Raw genomic sequence first — 23,098 nt, forward strand, 5'->3', positions numbered from 1 at the left:
CCAGTGAATCAGTTATTTTGCCGGGTAAGGTAAGTGTTTCTGTATTTTATCATACATTTATATGCTATTTTTTTAAAGATTGCCAACAGACTGAACTTATTAACTTTTGTATCATAAACAATATAATTATTTGAGAAGTTCAGCGTGTGGACGCCGTCACTGTGGTTGATCGACGAATTGATTTGTTCGATCAGACTCTCAGCAAAATTAGCGTCGTTCAGTGTCACTAATTCTTTGATATAGATTGATTTTCCATAAGTTTCCGGCGTGCACTCCTGAGTAAGGAAGTACATTTTATTTTCGACCTGATAGGAGGCTCCTGCGCCTCGATGATGAGGATTGCTCACCTTCAACGCCGGATTAATTCGCTGCCACTGTCCGTAAAGATGATCTGCCGAATGAATAATTATTTCATTATCCATCGTGGTGGACAACAGATAACAGGTTTTATTAACTGAGATAAATATGTTGTCAGTTAATTCGGTATCAGAGATTAAAACTTTAACTTGCTTCCAGCGTGCAGGGAACTCAATTGACTGAAACAGTATTACCTCTTTTCTTTCTGAAGACTCGGGGATCATGAAGAGTTGATCGTTGATATGTATCAGATAAGGGAATGACAAATGACACTTTAAGTCGTCAAAGCCTTCAAGGCTAATATCTTCAAGTTCAACCAGATCACGGTCAAGAACGCGACATCGTAGCGTGCCTTTTGAGTTACGGAAGCTAAAAGCTTCATAGAAAACATACAGTTTATCGTCTTTTTCAATCAGAAAAGGATCGGCCTGAAATGTATATTTCTTTTTTAACTGCTGCGCAGTGGATTTGCTTAATATCTCCAGAGTGTTGTCAGGGAATAAGTGTGTACCATTATCCTTAATAAGCATGATATCCCACGACTCATGATAAAATATCATATCTATTATTTTTTTTATTTTTGCTTGCATTCGTACCGGCTCCTTTTTATCGCCTGCACCATGTATGAACGGCTGTCTGTACTCTGTGCATGAGACCTGTCGCAATATTTTATAAATGTGCGAAATCCGATGTAGGAACACCAGTAGCTATTTTAAAGCTAGTCGCAAGTCTGTGCTTTGTCTATAGCACAAAAGTAGGTAAAAGCTATCCAGAGCATCCTTGCTCCAGTGGGGAATTACTCGAAATGCACCTGCGGGTTATCTGCAAGGGAAACGTAGGTTTTGCTGTTTTTATCCAGGGTACGGATTTCACCGCTTTCGATGTCATACACCCAACCGTGCAGACGAAGCGCATTATTGCGCAGCCCAACCGCGACACAAGGATGCGTTTTAATGTTGTTAAGCTGTGCGATAACGTTCTCTTCCACCATGGCGTTAACTTTATCGATTGGGTTATCCCAGGTTTTTTTATCGACCACGGCTTTCGCGGCATCGGCATAGTGCAGCCAGTGAGCGACAGCGGGCATCGGATCCAGGGGCTGGCTATCGGCAATGGCTTTCATCGCGCCACAATTAGAGTGACCGCAGATGACGATATCCGTTACGCCAAGTGCGACAACCGCGTATTCGATGGTTGCAGATACACCACCCGGTTCCGGACCAAATGACGGTACAATATTACCGGCGTTGCGGATAACGAAAAGCTGTCCTGGATCTTGCTGAGTAACGAGTTCTGGTACCAGGCGGCTATCGGAACAGGAGATGAAAAGTGCCTTAGGATTCTGGCTGGATGCCAGGCTGCGGAAGAGTTCCTTGCGTTGAGGGAAAATCTCTTTTTGGAAGTTGAGGAAGCCCTCGATGATATGTTGCATAGCAGTGTCTCTTGTCTCTGTTTAAGCAGGTTATGATGAAGATCACACTTTCCAGTTTAACACCAGCCGACAGAAGGGAAAGACTTTATAGCAGTTCAGCAACATCTTTGGATAATTTTGCCCCACCGTGGCAGGGCAAATCGTGTGATGTACGCTATGCGTTCTGCCATTTCTGGTATGCCGCTTTTAGCCTGTTCATCGCGTCTACCAGTACCGGGCGCGGGCAGCCAACGTTGAGTCTCATATGCCCCTCTCCACCGGGACCGTATTGCGCCCCAGGTGACAGGCCAAGCCTGGCGTCATGCACAAAAAAAGCGCTTAGCTGCTCATCGCTGAGATCCATTTTTTCCGCATTCAGAAACAGAAGATACGACGCGCCGCCATACACTATTGAGATCAAAGGACAGTGCTTTTCAATTTCACTTTTCACAAACGCTACATTGTCGGCCAGATAGGCCAATAATTTCTGGTGCCAGTCGGCACAATGGGTAAAAGCGCTATAAATGGCCGCCTGCTGCAATGAATGCGTCTCGGCAAGGTAGCAGTTATCCAGAAAGTGGTAGAACTGATGGCGTAATTCATCATTCTTAATAATGGCGATTCCGCCCTGGATCGCCGCCGTATTGAAGGTCTTGCTGATGGAAGTAAGCACGATTGACCGACTATCTGGCGCTTCATTAACAGTAAAAAACGGCAAATGGCGCTTTCCTGGCAGGGTTAAATCACTATGCACTTCATCAGACAGAATGATGATGCCAGCCTGCTGGCAATAGTGGCTTATTTTTTCCAACGTTTCTCGCGACCACACCATTCCACCTGGATTATGCGGTGAAGGGAACAAAAACATTTTGCACTGCTTGAGTTTCTCGCTGAAATCATACCAGTCAAATTCATAGTGCCCGTTTTTCTCAATGAGGCGCGTCTGAATCAAATTCCTACCGCTGGTGTTTACCAGATTAGAATAGGGATCATAGATTGGCGTACAGGTTAAAATATTATCGCCTGGACGGGTAAGCGCCATTAAAGAGAGTACGATAGTTTTTATAACACCGGGAATAAAATGTAACCAGTGTGCCTTGATATCGGCATCATACTGTTGTGCATACCAATGAATAACAGATTCTTTCCATTGTGGATAATCCAGGTTATAGCCTTGCACAGGCTTTGACACCACCGAACGCAGCGTGCTCATGATTGGCTCTGGTGTCGCAAAATCCATATCTGCAATCCACAGAGGTAATACATCGGTGGTACCGTACATCTGTTGTAATTGCCCGTATTTACGACAATTAATATCCCTTGTGACAATATCATCAAACAAAGACATTGTTGACTCCTGGAAAGTCTCTGAAAATAGTGTAAGCAACGCAAAAGCGAAGAATGTTTATGTATATCTAATGGATATATTTAATTTACCCTGGTGATAGCTAATATTTAGCTATTTAGTAGTCTACGATTTTTGCTCAACCATATTCTCAGTGGCTTCATTGGGCTCATATTTAGCAATGCCAATACCGGTTGCCGCCCACAGTAGGGCAAAGATGACGCCGCTGTAACAGAGGATTGCCCAGGGCAAGTAATCAAGCGTGGCAACACCCAGCATAGTGGCGCAATAAACGCCTGAGGCAGACCAGGGGATAATCGGTTCGACAACGGTTCCGGCATCTTCAGTGGTTCGCGAGAGGTTTTTTGCCGCAAGACCTCGTTTTTTGTACTCCTCTTTAAAGGCATCACCGCACAGCAGCAACGGTAAGGTCCCATTTGCCGTGCAGGCACAGATGGTAAATGTCGTCACAATCGTGGTAGCCACCAGGCGGAATGTGGATTTAACGCTTTTTGTCAGCGCGTTTATCACGGTGTGCAGAGAGCCTGTCGCACTCATTGCCCCGGCAAAGCTGAAGGCGCTGAAAACGGTAACGAAGCTGCTAAACATTGAAATAGCGCCGCCTCGCTCCAGTAAGCGGGAAACATCGGAAGACAGTGTCGGCAGATTATCTCCGGTAAGCATTGCGAGCTTAAAGCCACTGACCACGGATTCGCCGACAGAGGATGCCGTGAATTGCTGAAAGACTAATGCCAAAATCATTGAGACTATCGTAGATAAAAAGAGCATCGGAATGGGCGGTCTTTTTGACAGTGAGCCATATAAAACGATGATCGGCGGGAGTAGCAGCAGAATATTGAAGTGATAAATCTGACCAATAGAATTCATCAAGTTGGTAATGTTTTCTGGCGCGCTGGACGAGGCATCAATGCCCATGCCCATATAGCTGTAAACGACGCAGCAAATAATAAAACCCGGGCCGGTAGTCCACAGCAGGTGGCCGATATGCGAGTACAGGTTTACCCCGGCAGCCAGTGCAGCCATGTTGGTTGAATCAGAAACCGGTGAGAGCTTATCACCAAACCAGCAGCCTGAAACAATGGCACCAGCGGCAATGGGCAGCGAGACATTCAGACCAATCGCTACGCCAATCATGGCAATACCAACGGTCCCGATAGAACCCCAGGAGGTACCGGTGCATACTGAGATTAGTGCCCCCAGCATAAATGCCGAAATATAGAAATACTGCGGGTTAATCCACTTCAAACCATAATAAATCATCATTGGAATAGTGCCTGACACCATCCATGCGCCAATTAAGAAACCGATACTGGCGACAATTAATATGACCGGCAGCGCTTCAGATATTTTATTGCAAATAGATTGTAGAATGTCATCCCACGTGTAGCCGTGAGCGATGGCGATAAACGAGGCGGCTGCCGTTCCCATCAGGATCATGGGTTCAGCACGAATATTGAAGATAAAATATCCGATGCTAATCCCGCCCAGCATGACTACCATGGGTAAAACTGACCAAAAGAAAGACAATGGCTTTCTGTTGTTGGCGGTGCAGTTATTTAATTCCATAATTCCATCCCAATCATTAATGGTTGAACACGTCAAATAAATACCTGCTACAGGTCACTCATGTCTGAGCAACATAGTTGCCAGAGCTCATGGCTGAACCCTATTTTATTAACTGCTGCAGATTATCTTTTTTGACCTGCTATTCTGGTGCTTATATTTTAGTAGTAAGGTAAGAGAACGTTTGGTGAATAAATTACCCCTCGGCATAAGGTGAATGATGTCGGCGTTGTTGACTCAATTTTCGATACTGCTGTGGCGGCATGCCGACGTATTTATGGAACGAGCTGTAAAATCGACTGCTGGAGCGAAAACCTGCAATTGTAGCGATATCCAGAATTGTTTTATCCGTATCGCTGAGTAAAGCCCGCACATGGTTGATGCGCATCGCGGTAATATACTGTTTCATCGTCAGTTGCATCACCCGATGAAAAATACCCATCGCATAATTGGGATTGAGCTTAACGTGTTCGGCAATAGCATCAACCGTAAGCTGTTTGTCGCAGTTGGCGGCAATAAACTCCAGCATCTGGCTGACGTAAAACTGTGAATGCCGTGAAATACTGTTTTTCTGGGTGCGCGACGTTTTGTTACCCAGTACCGGCCGCCAGCCAGCGAGGCTAAAGCGCTTGAGCATTAGCGCGATTTCATCAATGGCTAACTGGCGAATTTGTTCGTTATCGCTATTGAGTTCATTCTGCCAACGCTGTACTTCAAACGCGCTCAGCTGCTGTGAAGCCAACGAAGTAATCACCATCCCGTGGGTCACGTGATTAATCAGCTCCCTGTCCAGCGGCCAGGATAAAAACAGATGCATCGGTAAGTTGAAGATGGCCATCTGTTTACAGTGTCCGGCATCCGTGAGTTGATGGGGAGTACAGGCCCAGAATAAGGTGATAAAACCCTGTTTGCTCTTCACCACTTCGTCATTAAAAAGATACTCCACATCACCATCAAATGGCACGTTCACCTCAACCTGGCCATGCCAGTGGCTGTAGGTCATAGCCAGCGGCGCCCGCAGTTCGACATCCATACGCTGATATTCGGAATAGAGCGCCAGCGGACTTCGCGACTTTTTCTCATAGCTGCGACACATATGGGGGTCGAGCGGCAGCTGCGGGGTACTTTTTGCCATTATGGTTGGGTTCCTGGATAGTGATTCCGGCCATGGGGTAACGCCAAAGCATGAACATAGCTTAACCGAAAAAAAACGTCGTTTTCTCTCCATTTTCGCGAAGTTATTCCCAAAAACTCAGATCCTGTGCCTGTCGCTTGCCGATCTGAGATAGCGGGAATGGCGAGCTGTAATCTCAAAAACGCTCAATCTGGGGAGTCCATGGCAAAACAACATCGTTTATTTGCCCATAAATCGGAGTTGAAGCGATAGCCAGTATTCAGCGAATACCGTACATTTTTATTTGTATCCACAGCTTAAGGAATCATCATGTCCAGGCTTCAAACTTTAGCCGCGGCGGTAGTTGCCGTTGCTGCGATGACGATGTGTGCTACTCCTGTGTTGGCTAACCCCGGTAATGGCAACGGAAATGGTAACAGTGGCAATCATGGTAATAGCGGGAACAAGGGGAATAGTGGTCATAGCCAGAAAGGACACGCGGACCAAAAAAATAACGCACAATCAGAACAGCGTAAAAATTATGGTAAGCCGGACCATGTTGATAGTGACATCAGCTATAACGTGGCCAGGCAGTATGCCGTCAGATACGGTCTAACGGGCTATAAGTCACTGCCTCCAGGTATTGCCAAAAATCTGGCGCGAGGAAAACCGCTTCCTCCGGGGATCGCCAGGAAGAGCGTTCCGCCATCAATGTTGAATCAACTTCCGTATTACCCGGGCTATGAATGGCAGGTTATTGGCGATAATCTGGTGCTGATTGCACTGAGCACGGCGATTGTCACCGCTGTTATTAATGGTGTGTTTGATTAAGTTTCAACGCCATGTCCAGACGAAAGGCCATGTTATTAACATGGCCTTTTTGTTGTGCATTATTCACTAAGGATCACCTGCATAGTCAAAGAATTATATTTTGCACATTTCCCAGTTAATATCTGATAGTTCCGACACGGATCACAATCGCAGTTAAATAAGTTGGCTTGCCGTTGGAGCATCTCCATTATGTGCCTTTTCTTAACAAGGATTACGTTTTATGAACATTCGGCCTCTCCTCGCCTTCACTTTCATCGGAATATTGTGGGGTGCGGGATCTTCACAGGGACAAGCAAAAGAGTGGAATAAAGAACCTGTGGCTGTTTTACAGCAGGGTGCTGAGGCGGGAGATGCGCAGGCGCAGTTTGTGCTTGCAACCGTGTACTTAAAAGGTAAAGAGGTAGAGCAGAATTTCAGTAAAGGCAGCGAGTGGCTGACCAAATCGGCTGAGCAGGGTAATGCGAGTGCCCAGCATCTGCTTGCACTGATGTACTACGAGGGTAAAGGCGGCCTGAAAGATGACAAGAAAGCGGCCGAATGGTTTAGCAAAGCGGCGGCTCAGGGGAATGTCGATGCCCAATACTATCTCGGTGTGCTGTATTTTGAAGGTAAGGGCGTGCAGCAGAATGACAAGAAAGCTGTTGAATGGCTGACCCGTGCGGCTGGGCAGGGCAATCTCGATGCGCGTTATCTGCTCGCCTTAGTTTACTTTGAGGGTGAGGGCGCGCGCTGGTATGACGGTAAGGTCATTGAGTGGTTTGACAACGAAGTCGGAAAAGGCAATAAGCAGGCCGTCGAGTGGTTAAGCATTGCTGCCGAGCGCGGAAACTATCATGCCATTGAGTGGCTCCATCGTGCGGTTGAGAAGGGCAATCCTGACGCAAAGCGTTTCCTTGAAAGTAAGGCGTCGCTATTAGAGGGCTACAACACCGTTAAGTCATTGAGTAAAGCGGCTGAACGAGGGGATGCCAAAGCGCAGGGATTACTGGGCAGAAAGTACTTTGAAGGTGATGGTGTCGGTCTGGATACCGACAAAGCTTTCGCGCTGTTTAAACAGTCCGCCAGCAAAGGGGACGCGCTGGGCCAGAGCATGCTCGGCGCGATGTATTACCTTGGCGAGGGCGTTGGTGTGGCTCAGGACCACAAAAAAGCGTTTGAGCTGTTTAATCAGGCTGCTCTTCAAGGGGATATGCTGGCCGAGGGCATGCTTGGCATGATGTACGCAAAAGGAGAGGGAACGGCCCTGGACAGTAAAAAAGCGGTGGAGTGGCTGGAGAAAGCCGCGGCCCAGGGAGATGCAGGCTCGCAGAAAGATCTTGGCTTGATGTATTTAGAAGGTAATGGCGTCGCTCAGGATGAAAAAAAAGCCGCTGAGTGGTTTGAACAGGCCGCAAGAAAGGGAAATGCGGAAGCTCAGGGGATGCTGGGAACCATGTACCTTGAAGGCAAAGGGGTAACTCAGGATTATGCTCAGGCGTATATCTGGAGTGCGGTGGCCTTCGCTAATGGGAATTCTGATGCGCAAAATGGACTGGATATCGCGCAGAAGAACCTGAATCCGACAGACCTGAAAGAAGCTGACGACAAGGCCAGACGCTATTTCGAGCAGCATCGAAATCAATCGGCCCTGTAACGCATTCGGTTGCACAGTATGGTTTTACGTGAGCCTCTTCGCTAAGAGGGGGGGCTCACAAACCGTACAGTTTTATTTTTCTATAGAGCGTGGCAATGCTGATCCCCAGTTCTGTCGCGGCTTGTTTTTTCCCCTCAACGCTTGAGCCGAACCGCTGGATGACGTTTTCGATAGCTTCTCTTTCCGCCTGTTTTCCTTTGCTGGCAAGCTGACAGGGTTGCGCGGTCATCGTCGTTTTCCTACCGTCAGCGGCGGTGAGCAAGTAAGGGGGAAGATGGCTGGCGTTGATCCCGGCGGCTTCTCCGCGCATCACAAAAATGTATTCGATCACGTTGCGTAATTCACGAATGTTGCCCGGCCAGTGCCAGGCATAAAGGCGGTTAATAACGTCATCAGGCAGTTTTTGCGGTGGTCGCTGGTAACTGACCGAGAACTCATCGGCAAAATACTGTGCGAGGACCGCAATATCAGCCCGGCGTTCACGCAGGGAAGGAAGTACCAGAGGGACCACGTTCAGGCGATAGAAAAGATCTTCGCGAAACTGATTATTCTCCACCATCGCATTAATGTTTTTGTTGGTCGCGGCAATAATGCGCACATCAATATTGATGGTGTTATTAGAGCCAACGCGGGTGATCGCCTTTTCCTGTAATACCCTGAGCAGCTTGGCCTGCAGGTGCAACGGCATATCGCCAATTTCATCCAGAAACAGGCTGCCGCCGTTGGCCAGTTCAAATTTTCCCATTCGTCCTTTGGGATCGGCCCCGCTGAATGCGCCACGAACATAACCAAACAGTTCGCTTTCCAGCAGTTGTTCGGGGATAGCCGCGCAGTTGATTGTCACGAAAGGCGCGGCTTTACGTGGACTGCTTTGGTGAATGGCAAAAGCCACGACCTCTTTCCCCGAGCCGCTTTCCCCGGTGATGAGCACGCTGGCGTAACTGTTGGCGATTTTACCGATGGTGCTTCTGAGTTGCTCCATTGAGGGAGAGTGACCAATCAGTCGCACCTGCATATCGGACTCATAAGGGGATGGAGTAAGGTTACTCAGGTAGTCGTGTGCATCACGAAAGATAACCATGGTTAAGCGATCGTTATCCTGCGAGGAGAGTGAAATTTGTTTGCACAGTACATGATGTTTCTGACCTTCAAGCGTCAGCCACGCTTCTTCATCGCCGTACAGGCTGTCTCCGGTTGTTTCAATGGTCAGTGGTAATCCCTGAACCTCACGGTTGAGGATGCGATCGGCTGAATGATTGGCATGCCAGATAAGACCCTTGCCATCAATTGCCACCACGCCGCGGTCCATAGCATCGATCAGACGCCGAAATGCGCCAAGCGTTTCCTGCGCGCGTAAACGCTCCAGGCATTCAAAGACCTTACTGGAGATCATTACGGCGATTTGCTCAATAAAGGTGACAAATTTATCAATCTGGCTCAGTAACGTGTCACGCTGTGCCTGGGTTGAGCAAATAATCCCGATCACGCCAATCACGCGATTATTGAGAAAAATGGGTGCGTTCAAATCCAGCATTTCAGAACAGTAGTGGTGTTTTTCACATAACTGACACAACGGATGCTCGCCGGGATTTTTGATCAGTACCGTTTCTCGCACCTGCAATACGTGACGATAGATGTAGCCATTTTTGGCCACGTTCTCATTGAGCATATGCCGGTATTTCCCGGTACCCGCGATGCGCATTAAAGATTCATCAATGATTTCAACGTCCGTGCCCGTTATGCCAGAAATAGCATCGGCATAATTGCATATATCATCCTGAATATTGCTGAGTACTGAAATCATGGTACTTCTCCGGCAGTGTGTCGCATTTCTCAAGGAAAATGATAAATAGGCGAAGCAATGCAAAAATGATTTGCGAAAAATCAATCTATCACGCTGTTTTTGGATGTTTTTCTTATTTTATCTTCAGCGATCACACTATTTATCAATAATGAGAATTTATCAAAATGAGGCGATAAACTGACGCAGTGATATTTTTTGGTGTCAATTTTTATTTCTATTTAATTTATTGAAATTAAAGCCTTTATTAAAATATTCATAAGAATTTACTCGGTTAATAAAAAGCTGGTAAGCATTTTGCTCTATTGCCAATACCGATAACGGAAATATCTCTGTATTTCACTGAACACAGGGAATGAAATACCAGGACAATGAGGTTTTATGATGCAGGAAAACTTATCATTTTTTATTAACCAGACACCGTTTACCGAACATCCGAACGCGCCATTGGCACCGTTTAGCCGCCAGGAACTGGTAAAAGCGTTGAATTTTCATCGGTCTATTCCGGGCTACGCGCCGACGCCGCTGTATACGCTACCGGCGCTTTCACAAAAACTGGGCGTTAAAAATATCTACCTCAAAGATGAATCTCAGCGTTTTGGCCTGAAAGCCTTTAAAGCGCTGGGTGGCTCCTATGCGATGGCGTGCCATATCGCTGAATTAGTTGGTAAGGATATCAGCGAACTGCCCTTTGACGTGATGACCAGCGAAGAGGTACGCCACGATCTGCAAACCGTCACGTTTGCTACTACTACTGATGGCAACCACGGTCGCGGCGTGGCATGGATGGCGCGCCAACTGAAGCAAAACGCCGTGGTTTATATGCCGAAGGGTTCTTCGCAGCAACGTCTGGCCTCTATCCGTAACGAAGGCGCTACCGCTGAGATTGTCGATATGAACTACGACGATGCGGTTCGTATGACCGCAGAGCAGGCCGAAAAGTATGGCTGGATAGTGGTGCAGGATACCGCGTGGGAAGGATACGAAAAGATCCCGCAGTGGATTATGCAGGGCTACGGCACGCTGATGCTGGAGGCGATAGATCAGCTGCATCAGGTTGCGCCGACGCACATTTTTGTGCAGGCAGGCGTCGGCTCGTTTGCCGGAATGGTGCAGGGAATGGTGACGGCAGCCTGGGGGGAGAATCGCCCGAAAGTGATCGTCGCCGAAGCGTTAATTGCCGATTGCCTCTACCGCTCAGCCCGTTCAAAAGAGGGGGATGCCATTGCAGTGGGCGGTGATTTACAAACCGTGATGGCCGGTCTCGCCTGCGGTGAAGCGAACAGTATCGGCTGGAAACTGCTGCGCGATTATGCCAACGCATTTGCCTCCTGTCCTGATGAAGTTGCAGCGTTGGGCATGCGCATGTTGGGCAACCCGCTGGCAGGTGATCCACAGATTATTTCGGGTGAGTCAGGTGCGGTTACTACCGGTCTGCTGGCGCTGCTGATGACCTCGCCTGAACTGGCGCAAACGCGTGAGCAACTGGGTCTGGATGCGCACTCTCGTGTGCTGTTAGTCAGCACCGAAGGGGATACCGACCCGCAACAATATCTGGATATTGTCTGGGGCGGTCAGTACCCGGGCATCAACAAATAATTCCCTGATTGAGAGATATAACGGAGAAACCCATGTTATCTGCAAACCGCATTGAAGAAGTCATTAAAAACTGTCAGGCGCTGATCCAACAAAAAAGTTATTCCGGTCAGGAAGGGGAAGTGGTTAATGCCATAAAAACAATGATGCAGCATTACCAATTCGATGACATCCACGTTGATAAGTACGGCAACATTGTTGGCGGCATTGTCGGCACCCAGCCGGGGAAAACGCTGGTTCTCGATGGACATATCGATACCGTGCCGGTGAACGAAGAGAAGTGGTCCCGCAATCCATACGGCGGCGATATTGAAGATGGCAAAATTTATGGTCGCGGCACAACAGACATGAAAGGCGCCGTGGCGGCGATGATCTCCGCCGTGGGCTTTTTCGGTCAGGACAATCAGCGAAATTTTGCCGGGAAAATCTACGTTGCGTGCATTGTGCACGAAGAGTGTTTTGAAGGTATTGCTGCCCGCCTGGTCAGCGAGCGCTATAAGCCAGACTACGTAATCATCGGTGAAGCTTCCGAGTTAAACCTGAAAATTGGTCAGCGTGGTCGCGCTGAGATTGTGGTCGAAACCTTTGGTAAGCCCGCGCACTCCGCTAACCCACAGGCGGGGATTAACGCGGTGTACAAAATGGCGCAATTGATCGACAAAATTCGTACGATCACGCCGCCAACGCATCCGGTTCTGGGGCCTGGCATTCTGGAACTGACCGACATTAAATCTTCGCCGTACCCGGGAGCCTCGGTGGTACCGGATTACTGTCGCGCAACCTACGATCGCCGTTTGCTGGTGGGTGAAACCAAAGAAAGCGTGATTGCTCCGCTGGAAAATGCGCTTGCCGAACTTATTGCTCAGGATCCGCAGTTTAAGGCCCGAGTGTCCTACGCGGTGGGTCAGGAGTCTTGCTATACCGGCGCCACGATTGAGGGAGAGCGTTTCTTCCCTGGCTGGGTGTACGACGAGTCCGACGAATTCGTGCAGGCAGCGTTGGCGGGCATTCGTGAGGCTGGCTTTAATCCAACCATTACGCAGTACTCATTTTGTACCAACGGTAGCCACTATGCGGGCGAAGCGGGAATCAAAACCATCGGCTTCGGTCCTTCACGAGAAAACCTGGCACACACCATTGATGAGTATATCGAGATCGATCAGTTAACCGGCTCGGCCAGCGGCTATTACAGCATCATCCAGACACTCTATCGCCAATAAAAATAAAGATAACCACCTCTTACCTTACAGGCGGTGTCGCTCAGCAGCACCGCCATGGAGAATAACGATGAAAACCATTTTCAAAAACGGAAATGTAATCGATGGGACAGGCAGTGAAGGCAGAATTGCCGATGTGATGGTTGATGAAGGACGTATTGTCGAAATCGGTCAAATTGAAGTTGGCATCAATGAACAGGTAATTGATGCAACAGGAAAAATTATTTGCCCTGGCTTTATTGATACCCATACGCACTCTGACCTGTCGGCCATTATTAACCCCGCGCTGTCAGCAAAAATTCGTCAGGGTATCACCACCGAACTGTTGGGCCAGGACGGCGTCGCCTTAGCACCGCTACCTGAAGAATATATTCCAGCCTGGCGTAAAAATATCGCCGGACTGGACGGTGACACCGACAAAATTGACTGGAAGTATAAAAATACAGACGGTTATCTCAATCTGCTGGCATCACGTCATCCGGCGACAAACCTCGCGTATTTAGTTCCTCATGGCAACGTGCGCATGGAAGCGATGGGTCTGGATGGGCGTCCTTCAACCCGTGAAGACGTGGCGAAGATGTGTGAAGTCCTTGAGCGGGAGCTAAAGGCTGGGGCATTTGGACTTTCCACTGGACTTATCTATATGCCTTGCGCCTTTGGTGATACTGCCGAAATGATTGAACTGTGTAAGGTCACTGCGAAATATGACGGGATCTTTGTGGTGCATCAGCGCAGTGAAGCTGACGATATTATCAACTCAACCCAGGAACTGATTGATATCGCCAAAGCCACCGGCGTCTGGCTACATATTTCGCATATGAAGGTTTGCGGCAAGAAAAACTGGGGGCTGATCGACCAGATGCTGGGCATGCTGGAACAGGCGCAGGAAGAGGGAATTCGTATCTCTTTCGACCAGTATCCGTATGTGGCGGGCAGTACGATGCTTGGCGTGATCCTACCGCCCTGGGTTCACTCCGGTGGTACGGACAAATTACTTGAGCGTCTCGCCTCGCCCGAACTGCGCGCCAAAATGATTGATGATATTCAGCAGGGTATTCCTGGCTGGGATAACTTTATCGATTTTGCCGGTTTGGACCAGATTTTTGTCACCAGCGTAAAAACGGCAAAAAATCAGGATGCTGTCGGTTTGAACCTCGTCCAGTTGGGCGAGCTGCGCGGAAAAGATCCGTACAACGCCACCTTCGATCTGCTCTTTGAAGAGGAAAACGCCGTGGGGATGGTCGACTTCTACGGTACCGAAGAGCACGTGATTAAGTTTCTCTGTCGACCTGAGCAAAACGTCTGTACCGACGGCTTAATGGGGGCTGGCAAACCGCACCCGCGCGTGTTTGGCGCATTCCCTCGCGTACTCGGTAAATATGTCCGTGAAGAGGGATGTCTGAGCTGGGAAGCGGCAATCCGCAAGATGACGGGAAAACCTGCTGAAGTATTGGGTTTGCAGGATCGCGGACTGCTGAAGGTGGGTTATGCAGCGGATATTGTGATGTTCGATCCGAACACAATTACGGATAAAGGTACTTTTGTGGAACCCAATCAGTACCCGGAAGGGATTGAAATTGTCATGGTTAATGGGCGCATTGCCTTAATCAATGGCACGGAAAGTTATGCCTGTAGCGGTACGGTTATTAGAAAACAATATTAATAAATAACGCTAAACACGCATGGATCTATCGCGACTATTTATGGCCGCGGTAGATCACTACACCCTAAGGACATCACAATGAACCTACAAACGTCTTTACCTTCAGGTAAACCCAAGACCTGGAAAGCAAGATATACCGTCCTGACCCTGATCTGGCTGGCGTGGCTGCTCTCTTTTCTCGACAGAATGGTGATGAGCGTTTCGCTCCCTTATATTGGCAAAGATTTAAATCTTGATACGACTCAACAAGGTTTAATTATTAGCGCCTTTTTTATTGGTTATGCTGCGTTTCAAATTCCCGGTGGATTACTGGCGGATAAATTTGGCTCGCGCAAAATCATGGCCATTGGTATTGCATGGTGGTCTGTGTTCACCAGCTTAACCGGCGCTGTGCTGACGCTGCCGCTGATGTTAGCAGTACGATTCTTCTTTGGTATCGGTGAGGGATGTTTCCCGTCGGCCTCATGGAAGATGATATCAACCTATTTCCCGTCGAAAGAGCGTGGTCGCGCCACGGCGATTCAGTCAACGGTTAACACCTTAGGCCCAGCGCTGGCGGTAGTTGTGGCGGCAAGCATCATCGGGGCATTTGGCTGGCACATGGTTTTTATCGTGCTGGGTATTCCCGGTCTGTTTATCGCGGCAGGTATCTACTTATTTACACGTGACAACCCGAAAGATCACCCTGCCATTACGCAGCAAGACCTGGCTGAGCTGGCTGCTGACGATCAGGGGAGCCTGCAAAACACCAGTGCTATCGCGTTTAAAGACGTACTCAAAATGCCGGTGCTCTGGCAAATGGCCAGCATCTGGTTTTTGTTTGATATCACCTTCTGGGGTTTTTCAACCTGGCTACCAAGCTATCTGATTACCGTACGAGAGTTTTCTCTGGCAAAGACCGGGGTCATGGCAGCCATTCCCTTCCTGTTCGGGGCAGGCGGAACATTATTAGGCGGTTATTGCTCAGACAAATTCAAACCCCAGCGTAAAACGCTGTATGTTGTAACCTCTGTTATTGCCGCGGGATTCCTGTATCTGACTTTCAGCGTGAGCAGTGCAGATATGGCGGTGGTTTATCAGTGTGTCTCAGCCCTGTTCATGTTCTTTGCCATGGCGACGTTCTGGGGCATTCTGATGGATACGATCCCGAGCAACATCATGGGGCGGGCATCCGGTATTGTTAACTTTGGCGGCCAGATGGCGGGGGTTGTATCAGCGCCTATCATCGGCTGGCTTATCCAAAGTAGTGGCGGAAGCTATAACAGCGCCTTTATCTTTATGATTGCTGCACTGTTGTGCTCAGCTGTCGTTACGCTGACAGTCAAAAGCTCGCACGCAGTGGGAGCGTTGCCCAGTAAAGCCTGATTAATGTCTCTCTCTTGTGGCTCTGCTGTTCCAGAGCCACATTAAGGATGACGGAAATAAGTGATTAAGAGCCTATCCCATTAGGCTCTTAGTAGAAACTCAGGAATCGGTTTGATAGAAATGCAGAGGATCTTTTAATCGTTTTCTCTAAGGAAAACAGTATAGGATTTTGTAAACTACAAAAATGAGATGTTTTGTTATCTCTTTTATCTATAACAGGAAAGGGGTAAAAAACCTTATTTTTAGGGAAGCATTCTGTATAAATGCTCATATGGTTTAATACTTCGCTGTTCAATGGTTTGGCCTTGTTACATATCTCGTTGGCGAATGCGCTGCATTTGCTGCAATTACAACGACATGCAGAATATTCAGTCGAGGTGAGGGAATCATTATTGCCAATATTAAATCCTAAATAGCTGCGCGGAATAGTAGATCACTGAAAGGGAACTCAGCCCGGATTGTGCGATCTGATCAATCGCCAAACCAACCAAAATCACCAACCGGACTGAGCGATGCCGATCATAGTACCAATACCCCGTGGCGAACGACGCCTGATGCAGAAAGCTATTCATAAAACGCGTGATAAAAATCATGCCCGCAGACTCACGGCCATGCTGATGCTTCATCGGGGTGAACGGGTCAGCGATGTTGCCAGAACTCTCTGTTGTGCCCGTTCATCCGTTGGTCGCTGGATTAACTGGTTTACGCACTCAGGTATTGAAGGCCTGAAATCCTTACCCGCAGGGCGCTCCCGACGCTGGCCTTTTGAACATATCTGCACCCTGTTACGTGAGCTGATAAAGCATTCTCCCGGCGATTTTGGTTATCAACGTTCACGCTGGAGCACCGAATTACTGGCAATAAAAATCAATGAGATAACCGGTTGCCAGTTACATGCAGGAACCGTTCGCCGCTGGTTGCCATCTGCGGGGCTTGTATGGCGCAGGGCCGCGCCAACTCTGCGTATCCGTGACCCACATAAAGATGAAAAGATGGCGGTAATCCACAAAGCGCTGGATGAATGCAGCGCAGAGCATCCGGTATTTTATGAAGATGAAGTGGATATCCACCTTAATCCTAAAATCGGTGCGGACTGGCAGTTGCGCGGACAGCAGAAACGGGTAGTGACGCCGGGGCAGAACGAAAAATACTATCTGGCCGGCGCACTGCACAGTGGCACGGGTAAAGTCAGCTACGTGGGCGGCAACAGCAAAAGTTCAGCGCTGTTTATCGCTCTGCTGAAGCACCTGAAAGCCACTTACCGGCGGGCGAAAACAATCACGCTGATCGTTGATAACTACATTATCCATAAAAGCCGCGAAACACAGCGCTGGTTGAAAGCAAATCCCAAGTTCAGGGTAATTTACCAGCCGGTTTACTCGCCGTGGGTGAATCATGTGGAACGGCTATGGCAGGCACTTCATGACACGATAACCCGTAATCATCAGTGCCGCTCAATGTGGCAGTTACTGAAAAAGGTCCGCCATTTTATGGAAACCGCCAGCCCATTCCCCGGAGGAAAACATGGTCAGGCAAAAGTGTAGCGGTATTAGGCGCAGCTATTTAGCTTTCCTCGCCGGATATAAGCATCCATTATTCCACTGGCTTCATATTTTAGCAGTAATCCCTCCCGTTCACTCCGCGTTAAAGATGGCGATAATATATAACTCAGCAACAAGGTGGTTCTTTCATTTATGGATGGATATAGATTTAACTTGTTGATCTGTTTCGTCTTAATGATGAAATAGGACGCGATGACAAAGCCAAGGCATCGAGCGGTACTCATCTGCAGATCCCAGTTGTCTTTTTGTACGGTATATTCGTAAGTTACAGGCATGAGTGAATGTTCGTACGCAAGAAAGTCGGCAATAAACTCCATGGTCCTGATATACGGAAGTTGGTTGCCATTCATCTTGATGTATTGATGCTGGCAACACATCAAATGAACCAATTCATGAAAGAAAACAAAGTTCATAAAAGATCGGGCGGTGTTAAGAGATACCTCTACTGAATGTATGTCAACGCGATTGGCTATAATGCATAGTGCTGTATCGGCTAAGGCTGTGTGTTTAAATATGGAGGCAAGATCGAGACTGATGTTTAAGTTGTATGCTCCCGCAACAATAATTACCCATGAATAGAATCTGTGATTAATTGCAATATATGCAATATCTTCGTGGATAACTATCTGGATTAATGGTTCATTTTCGTTCACAAAACCCCATACGGTTTTGTTCACCGGGATGAGTGAGTCTTTACCCAGCCAGGCTTCGATCGTCAAATCCAGCTCAGTAAATGAATACCATGTAATATCGGTATCAATATTTTCAGGTGAACACCAGGATTGATAAGGCCAGACGTCAGGCATTGTGTCAGGGAATACAACATTGTTTAATGATTCTCGTATTTGATTCATTTTGCTATACGCCATCAATCAATTGCTTTGCTTACTACCAGAAGAGAAGCGTAACTTGCTGTTCTGGTAACCTATTTTTCTCCTTAGAATGTGAAAGTGATGCTTTTAACGTTGGCCGGTTTTTCTTCCCGCCAGGTTGTGCCAGTGTACGATCCCTCTGGATTTACAGTTTCTCCAAAAGTCAGGTTAGTAAAATTGTTATCACCCGAAAGTATGAAAAATTCTCTATCTTATTTTTTTAGCAGCGCATCGATGTAACCTGGAAATTTGAAAATGCGCTGTTTCTGCTTTATTTAAGCATAAAGACAAGTGTAGGATAATTTCATATAGAAATAAAATTAACAAAAAACGGTCGTAGGCAACGTATTGAAAAATAATATTTGTTTGTAATGTAAAGTTGCTGGCATAGAAATGTGCATGGGAATGTTCAACGTAAGCGGCTATTTGATAGCGGCTTTCCACCATGCCACCCTAACGGAATGATCGTCAGATGAGGGGTGTTTTTTGTATTTTTACGGTTCTAATGCTTACTACCCTATTGATATTAATAGCTTTGTTAAGAATGAACCCTAATAAATGAAAGACCTGTCCTACATGTGTAGGAATTTTCCTTTACGTTGTGTTAATGATTTGATATTTACAAAGGTTTAAAGTTTAATTTTTGTAAATCGAAATGTTATTTTTATGATTTATTCATTCGGATTATGAAAAAATAATAAAATATACGCGTGGCTATGCTAGAATTTTCCTCTTAAAGTCTTGCGTTTATAAAACATAATATTGAAGACTCATCTGCTCTATAGCCATCGCCTCTCTTTATTTATCGGGATTCTTATACGCAATGAACGCGATAATCGTTGACGATCACCCATTGGCTCGCATTGCCATCCGCAACTTACTCGATACCAATGGTATCGCTGTGACCACCGAACTCGACAGTGGAGATCAAGTGGTTCAAACCGTTGAAAAAACCAAACCGGAGCTGTTGATTATCGATGTGGATATTCCGGGTATCAGTGGCATCGAAGTGCTGGAGCAGCTGAGAAAGCGGCACTATGCTGGTGTAATCATTATCATTTCAGCCAAAAATGAATTTTTTTACGGCAAACGTAGCGCCGAATACGGTGCTAACGGATTTGTGAGTAAAAAAGAAGGTATGAATAATATTCTTGCCGCAATCGAAGCAGCAAAAAATGGCTATAGCTATTTTCCCTTTTCCCTTGAGCATTTTACTGGTTCATCCGTCAGCGAGCAGGATAAGCTTGATACGTTGTCGAACCAGGAAATGAGAGTATTGCGTTATATCCTTAATGGCATGGATTACAGCACAATTGCCAGCAGAATGAATATCAGTAATAAAACGGTAAGTACCTATAAAAGCCGGTTGATGGAAAAATTAGATTGTTCATCATTAATGGAAATTTATGATTATGCGCAGAGAAATAAAATAGGATAGAGTAATGCTGGAACGCTTTTTTATTTTTTTGATGGTCATCTTTACCATCGGGTTGTCTACGGGTGTAAGCTCAGCTCGGCAAGTTGAGCTAAAAAGTAACTATAATACCTCAGTGCAAAATATCGGCTTGAACAGGGAAGAAACAAACTGGTTAGCGCATAAAAAAACCTTGGTTGTTGGCACCTGGTTACCGGAAGTCTCCCCCATTGTTTATCAAAATAGCGGTGAATATTATCGAGGCGTCAACGCGGATTACCTTGCGTTAATGCAAAAGAACCTCAATCTAAAAATCATTATAAAGCAGTATGATAATGAGCAAGAGGCGCTGGCCGCGCTCGCCAATAACGATGTTGATACGCTGATAACCCAACTGTCCCGACGCCAGGATGTTGGCGGAAATCTGTTGCGCACTTCGGCATTGCTGACCACGTGGCCGACGCTTGTAACATCGCTAAAAAACACTCTGCTGCCGCTGACCTCGAACCATCAGGTTAGCGTCGCGTGTGTACGGGATTGCCCTTTTCTCGATGTTATCCAGGGGGCTTTTCCTGAGGCTAAAGTCTCATTTTATGACGACGAGTATCAGGCTATGGCGTCGGTAGTGAATGGCGATAACCAATATTATATTGGTAACAATATCACCAGCAGTCATTGTATCTCTCGATACTTCTCACAATCACTGGTTATTACGCACTACTTTGATAAGCAAGAACAATATAATTATTTTGTCGTTAACGAAGATCAGCCTGTATTAAGAAATATTCTTGATGGTTTCATTACGTCAATCAGTAATGAAATTCATATGCAAGTCATGCAGAACTGGCTGAACCGCGGCAACCTTGCCTATCTGAATGCGCCTATTCCTTTCACCGATCAGGAAAAAGCGTGGTTGAAGAAAAAGCATGTTATCCGCATTTTAATCAACCCAGATTACTCGCCCTATACGCTGGTCGATCGCAGTGGTGAGTTACGCGGTATTATTGGTGATTTGCTGAATATTATTCATCTGCAAACGGGGCTCGATTTTGAACCCATTTTAGCTAGCTCTAAAAGTGAGCAGACAAAGCAAATAATCGGCGAACAGTGGGATATGTATCCCACTATCACGCTAACTCATCAAAACCCGCCCAATTCGGCCTTTAGCGATCCGCTGATGAATGTGGCATTTGTGATGATCACTTCCCGTGAGGAAACCGCCGAATCGCTACTGGAGAAGCCGATACGCATTGCTTTGCCTGCCGGGCATGTGCTGGAAAGTGAGCTTAAGCAACGCTATCCGCAGGCCACCTGGGTGAATGCGGATACTGGCAGTGTTGCGATGGCCATGGTCAAGGAGGGCAGCGTTGATGCGGCAATCGCTACCGAATTGTCGGCAAGATTTATGGTCGATCATTACTACCAGAAAAATATGCACTTTTTTAGGCTTCCAGATATGCCTGGTGCGTCGGTAAGTTTTGCAATCTCTCCCCGCGAGCCGGTGTTGAAGTCTGTTATGGATAAAGCGCTTCAGGCCATACCGCCACGTGAAATTTTGCAGATGACGGAGAGGTGGTCGAAAATTTCCAATACGCAGGTCGATTTCTGGAGTCGATATAGCAAACAGTTCTATCAACTGGGGATATTCGCGCTGCTGCTGATAGCAATTAGCCTGATCTGGGGGATCTCACTCTCCCGTGAGGTAAATAAAAGGAAACAATCGCAGCGGCTACTGGAAGAGCAGCTTCATCTCAAAGAAGCATTATCTCAAGAACTGGAAAACGAAAAGAATAAAGCGATTGAAGCAACCAAGGCCAAAAGTCGCTTTCTGGCGAGTATGAGCCATGAGTTACGTACTCCGGTAAGTTCGATTGTTGGCTTTGTGGAATTACTGTCGAGTTCAGAACTCAGCCCGGCACAGCGAAAAGAGGCGATTGCCCTTACCGGGGCGACGGCCCAGTCATTGCTTGGGCTGATCGGTAAGATACTGGATGTGGATAAGATTGAGTCTGGTAAATACCAGGTTGTTCCTCAATGGACGGATCTCTCGCAACTCATTGAATTGCAGTGCCACTCTTTCGATGCCTTAGCCAGACAGAAAGGCATTACGCTTGCCTGCGTTAGTCAGTTGCCGGCGAACGAGCGGGTATTTGTCGATCAGCAGGCTTTGCGGCAAATTCTCACCAACCTGGTGGGTAATGCGTTGAAGTTTACCGAGCAGGGCAGCATTCATGTGACGGCCCGCTTGACGCCTGAGGGGGAGAATCACGGTACCCTGACCATCGCCATTAGCGACACCGGTTGCGGGATTAGTGAAGAGGAGCAGGCGGGGCTGTTTCAGCGTTACGCTCAGGGACGCTGCGGGCGTCAACAAACCGGTTCTGGACTGGGGTTATTTATCTGCAAAGAACTGGTGACGTTGATGGGTGGGACGCTGGAGTTGATGAGCGTCCCGTTGCAAGGAACCACGTTTACCATAACGCTGCCGGTTGAAACAGCTCGACAGTCGATTGTATCGGATGGCGATGCGCCCGGTACTCTGTTACCGCTTCCGTGTCTGTCTATTTTGATAGCTGACGATAATCCAACCAATCGCCTGCTGCTCAAGCGACAGTTGAATGCCATTGGCTACAGCGTGGATGAAGCGTGTGATGGGGAGGAAGCAGAAGCCAAACTGGCGAAGAAATCGTACGATCTGCTGATAACCGATGTAAATATGCCGAAAAAAGACGGGTTTGATCTCGCGGCTTCGCTACGTCGTCAACAGCCGAATTTACAAATATGGGGACTGACGGCCAGCGCACTTCCACAGTCACGTGATCGATGCCTGCAAAATGGTATGAACTTGTGCCTGTTCAAGCCTGTGTCGATTCAGACACTGACCCATGAATTGAGTAAAATCGAAACCGGTTATTCGTCTCCTTGTACAATCCGGCATTTGAAATTCAATGTGTTGACGGAAAATACCGGCGGCGATCGCGCACTGATGAACGAGATTCTCGAGACATTTCGCGAGGCAACGCTGAATGATATACAAGCGGCTGAGAAAGCCGTTCTGCAAGATGAACCTCAGCTGTTTTTGCGAGCTCTTCACCGGTTGCATGGCTCGGCGCAAATTCTGGGTATCACTGCGCTACAGAACCTGTGCGAACCTTTCGAATCCAGACGACATGACGATCTTCCTCTGGCAGTACGCGAGGAGGCATTGCAGAAGATTATTGCTGTTATGCGGGAAATTGAGATTGAGATAGACAGTCTGATTAGCCATTAATCCCCCTGATCGGGTAGCCGTAGCTGCCCGATCAGGAGAGAAAGTCCTGGTTCAACACTCCG

The 23,098-nt window shown here is 47.4% G+C and carries 16 protein-coding genes; 9 read left to right on the plus strand and 7 right to left on the minus strand.

The genetic code is table 11. From position 1 onward, the window contains the following. Positions 1-8: 8 nt before the first annotated feature. From LY264_RS05515 to melR, 5 genes are all read right to left on the minus strand, one after another. Positions 9-947: a glucosamine inositolphosphorylceramide transferase family protein gene (locus LY264_RS05515; protein ID WP_048225187.1), complete on the minus strand. Its 939-nt coding sequence runs from the start codon at positions 945-947 to the stop codon at positions 9-11. A gap of 206 nt (positions 948-1,153) precedes the next feature. After that, positions 1,154-1,789: a carbonic anhydrase gene (locus LY264_RS05520; RefSeq protein ID WP_003826059.1), complete on the minus strand. Its 636-nt coding sequence runs from the start codon at positions 1,787-1,789 to the stop codon at positions 1,154-1,156. Positions 1,790-1,943: 154 nt separating this feature from the next. Continuing rightward, positions 1,944-3,116 (minus strand): MalY/PatB family protein, encoded by a 1,173-nt coding sequence (locus tag LY264_RS05525; protein WP_071692223.1) that lies wholly within the window; start codon positions 3,114-3,116, stop codon positions 1,944-1,946. Between the two features lie 123 nt (positions 3,117-3,239). Then, on the minus strand, positions 3,240-4,700 hold the full coding sequence (gene nhaC / locus LY264_RS05530; protein ID WP_048225183.1) for a Na+/H+ antiporter NhaC: 1,461 nt from the start codon (positions 4,698-4,700) through the stop codon (positions 3,240-3,242). A 193-nt stretch (positions 4,701-4,893) separates the two neighbouring features. Then, positions 4,894-5,832 carry a transcriptional regulator MelR gene (gene melR, locus LY264_RS05535; RefSeq protein WP_003826064.1) on the minus strand — a complete coding sequence of 313 codons (939 nt, stop codon included), beginning with the start codon at positions 5,830-5,832 and terminating at the stop codon, positions 4,894-4,896. A 309-nt stretch (positions 5,833-6,141) separates the two neighbouring features. Between melR and LY264_RS05540 the strand changes: the two genes are divergently transcribed. After that, positions 6,142-6,642: an anti-virulence regulator CigR family protein gene (locus tag LY264_RS05540; RefSeq protein WP_048225177.1), complete on the plus strand. Its 501-nt coding sequence runs from the start codon at positions 6,142-6,144 to the stop codon at positions 6,640-6,642. Between the two features lie 220 nt (positions 6,643-6,862). Beyond that, the gene (locus LY264_RS05545; protein ID WP_053069284.1) at positions 6,863-8,275 is read left to right on the plus strand and encodes a tetratricopeptide repeat protein; all 1,413 of its coding nucleotides are present in this window, start codon (positions 6,863-6,865) and stop codon (positions 8,273-8,275) included. Positions 8,276-8,330: 55 nt separating this feature from the next. Here LY264_RS05545 and LY264_RS05550 read toward each other — a convergent pair whose 3' ends face one another. Continuing rightward, positions 8,331-10,079 (minus strand): sigma-54 interaction domain-containing protein, encoded by a 1,749-nt coding sequence (locus LY264_RS05550; RefSeq protein WP_048225174.1) that lies wholly within the window; start codon positions 10,077-10,079, stop codon positions 8,331-8,333. Positions 10,080-10,460: 381 nt separating this feature from the next. Between LY264_RS05550 and dpaL the strand changes: the two genes are divergently transcribed. The 5 genes from dpaL (at position 10,461) to LY264_RS05575 (ending at position 17,461) form a co-directional block, all read left to right on the plus strand. Further along, the gene (gene dpaL, locus LY264_RS05555; RefSeq protein WP_048225852.1) at positions 10,461-11,675 is read left to right on the plus strand and encodes a diaminopropionate ammonia-lyase; all 1,215 of its coding nucleotides are present in this window, start codon (positions 10,461-10,463) and stop codon (positions 11,673-11,675) included. A gap of 32 nt (positions 11,676-11,707) precedes the next feature. Continuing rightward, positions 11,708-12,892, plus strand: coding sequence for a YgeY family selenium metabolism-linked hydrolase (locus tag LY264_RS05560; protein WP_048225172.1), 1,185 nt, complete (start codon positions 11,708-11,710; stop codon positions 12,890-12,892). A 67-nt stretch (positions 12,893-12,959) separates the two neighbouring features. Beyond that, the gene (locus LY264_RS05565; protein ID WP_008785573.1) at positions 12,960-14,552 is read left to right on the plus strand and encodes an N-acyl-D-amino-acid deacylase family protein; all 1,593 of its coding nucleotides are present in this window, start codon (positions 12,960-12,962) and stop codon (positions 14,550-14,552) included. Between the two features lie 78 nt (positions 14,553-14,630). Beyond that, a complete protein-coding gene (locus LY264_RS05570; RefSeq protein ID WP_003826074.1) occupies positions 14,631-15,917 on the plus strand; it encodes an MFS transporter in 1,287 nt (428 codons plus the stop codon). 512 nt (positions 15,918-16,429) lie between these two features. Next, positions 16,430-17,461, plus strand: a complete 1,032-nt coding sequence (locus tag LY264_RS05575; RefSeq protein ID WP_001395480.1) for an IS630-like element ISEc33 family transposase — start codon at positions 16,430-16,432, stop codon at positions 17,459-17,461. Between the two features lie 5 nt (positions 17,462-17,466). Here the strand turns inward: LY264_RS05575 and LY264_RS05580 are convergent, their stop codons facing one another. After that, positions 17,467-18,333 carry a hypothetical protein gene (locus LY264_RS05580; RefSeq protein WP_249457499.1) on the minus strand — a complete coding sequence of 289 codons (867 nt, stop codon included), beginning with the start codon at positions 18,331-18,333 and terminating at the stop codon, positions 17,467-17,469. A gap of 841 nt (positions 18,334-19,174) precedes the next feature. On the opposite strand from LY264_RS05580, the gene evgA reads away from it, so the two are divergent. Then, positions 19,175-19,789, plus strand: a complete 615-nt coding sequence (gene evgA, locus LY264_RS05585) for an acid-sensing system DNA-binding response regulator EvgA (protein WP_048225165.1) — start codon at positions 19,175-19,177, stop codon at positions 19,787-19,789. A 4-nt stretch (positions 19,790-19,793) separates the two neighbouring features. Next, complete coding sequence (locus tag LY264_RS05590; protein ID WP_048225163.1) at positions 19,794-23,036, plus strand: ATP-binding protein; 3,243 nt, start codon at positions 19,794-19,796, stop codon at positions 23,034-23,036. Positions 23,037-23,098: the final 62 nt, after the last annotated feature.

Source organism: Citrobacter portucalensis (assembly GCF_023374935.1).
Taxonomy (GTDB): domain Bacteria; phylum Pseudomonadota; class Gammaproteobacteria; order Enterobacterales; family Enterobacteriaceae; genus Citrobacter; species Citrobacter portucalensis.

Excerpts from the sequence above, each read along its gene's own strand:
- LY264_RS05515 (WP_048225187.1), bottom strand. The coding sequence starts at position 947 with ATGCAAGCAAAAATAAAAAAAATAATAGATATGATATTTTATCATGAG.
- LY264_RS05520 (WP_003826059.1), bottom strand. The coding sequence starts at position 1,789 with ATGCAACATATCATCGAGGGCTTCCTCAACTTCCAAAAAGAGATTTTC.
- LY264_RS05525 (WP_071692223.1), bottom strand. The coding sequence starts at position 3,116 with ATGTCTTTGTTTGATGATATTGTCACAAGGGATATTAATTGTCGTAAA.
- nhaC (WP_048225183.1), bottom strand. The coding sequence starts at position 4,700 with ATGGAATTAAATAACTGCACCGCCAACAACAGAAAGCCATTGTCTTTC.
- melR (WP_003826064.1), bottom strand. The coding sequence starts at position 5,832 with ATGGCAAAAAGTACCCCGCAGCTGCCGCTCGACCCCCATATGTGTCGC.
- LY264_RS05540 (WP_048225177.1), top strand. The coding sequence starts at position 6,142 with ATGTCCAGGCTTCAAACTTTAGCCGCGGCGGTAGTTGCCGTTGCTGCG.
- LY264_RS05545 (WP_053069284.1), top strand. The coding sequence starts at position 6,863 with ATGAACATTCGGCCTCTCCTCGCCTTCACTTTCATCGGAATATTGTGG.
- LY264_RS05550 (WP_048225174.1), bottom strand. The coding sequence starts at position 10,079 with ATGATTTCAGTACTCAGCAATATTCAGGATGATATATGCAATTATGCC.
- dpaL (WP_048225852.1), top strand. The coding sequence starts at position 10,461 with ATGCAGGAAAACTTATCATTTTTTATTAACCAGACACCGTTTACCGAA.
- LY264_RS05560 (WP_048225172.1), top strand. The coding sequence starts at position 11,708 with ATGTTATCTGCAAACCGCATTGAAGAAGTCATTAAAAACTGTCAGGCG.
- LY264_RS05565 (WP_008785573.1), top strand. The coding sequence starts at position 12,960 with ATGAAAACCATTTTCAAAAACGGAAATGTAATCGATGGGACAGGCAGT.
- LY264_RS05570 (WP_003826074.1), top strand. The coding sequence starts at position 14,631 with ATGAACCTACAAACGTCTTTACCTTCAGGTAAACCCAAGACCTGGAAA.
- LY264_RS05575 (WP_001395480.1), top strand. The coding sequence starts at position 16,430 with ATGCCGATCATAGTACCAATACCCCGTGGCGAACGACGCCTGATGCAG.
- LY264_RS05580 (WP_249457499.1), bottom strand. The coding sequence starts at position 18,333 with ATGAATCAAATACGAGAATCATTAAACAATGTTGTATTCCCTGACACA.
- evgA (WP_048225165.1), top strand. The coding sequence starts at position 19,175 with ATGAACGCGATAATCGTTGACGATCACCCATTGGCTCGCATTGCCATC.
- LY264_RS05590 (WP_048225163.1), top strand. The coding sequence starts at position 19,794 with ATGCTGGAACGCTTTTTTATTTTTTTGATGGTCATCTTTACCATCGGG.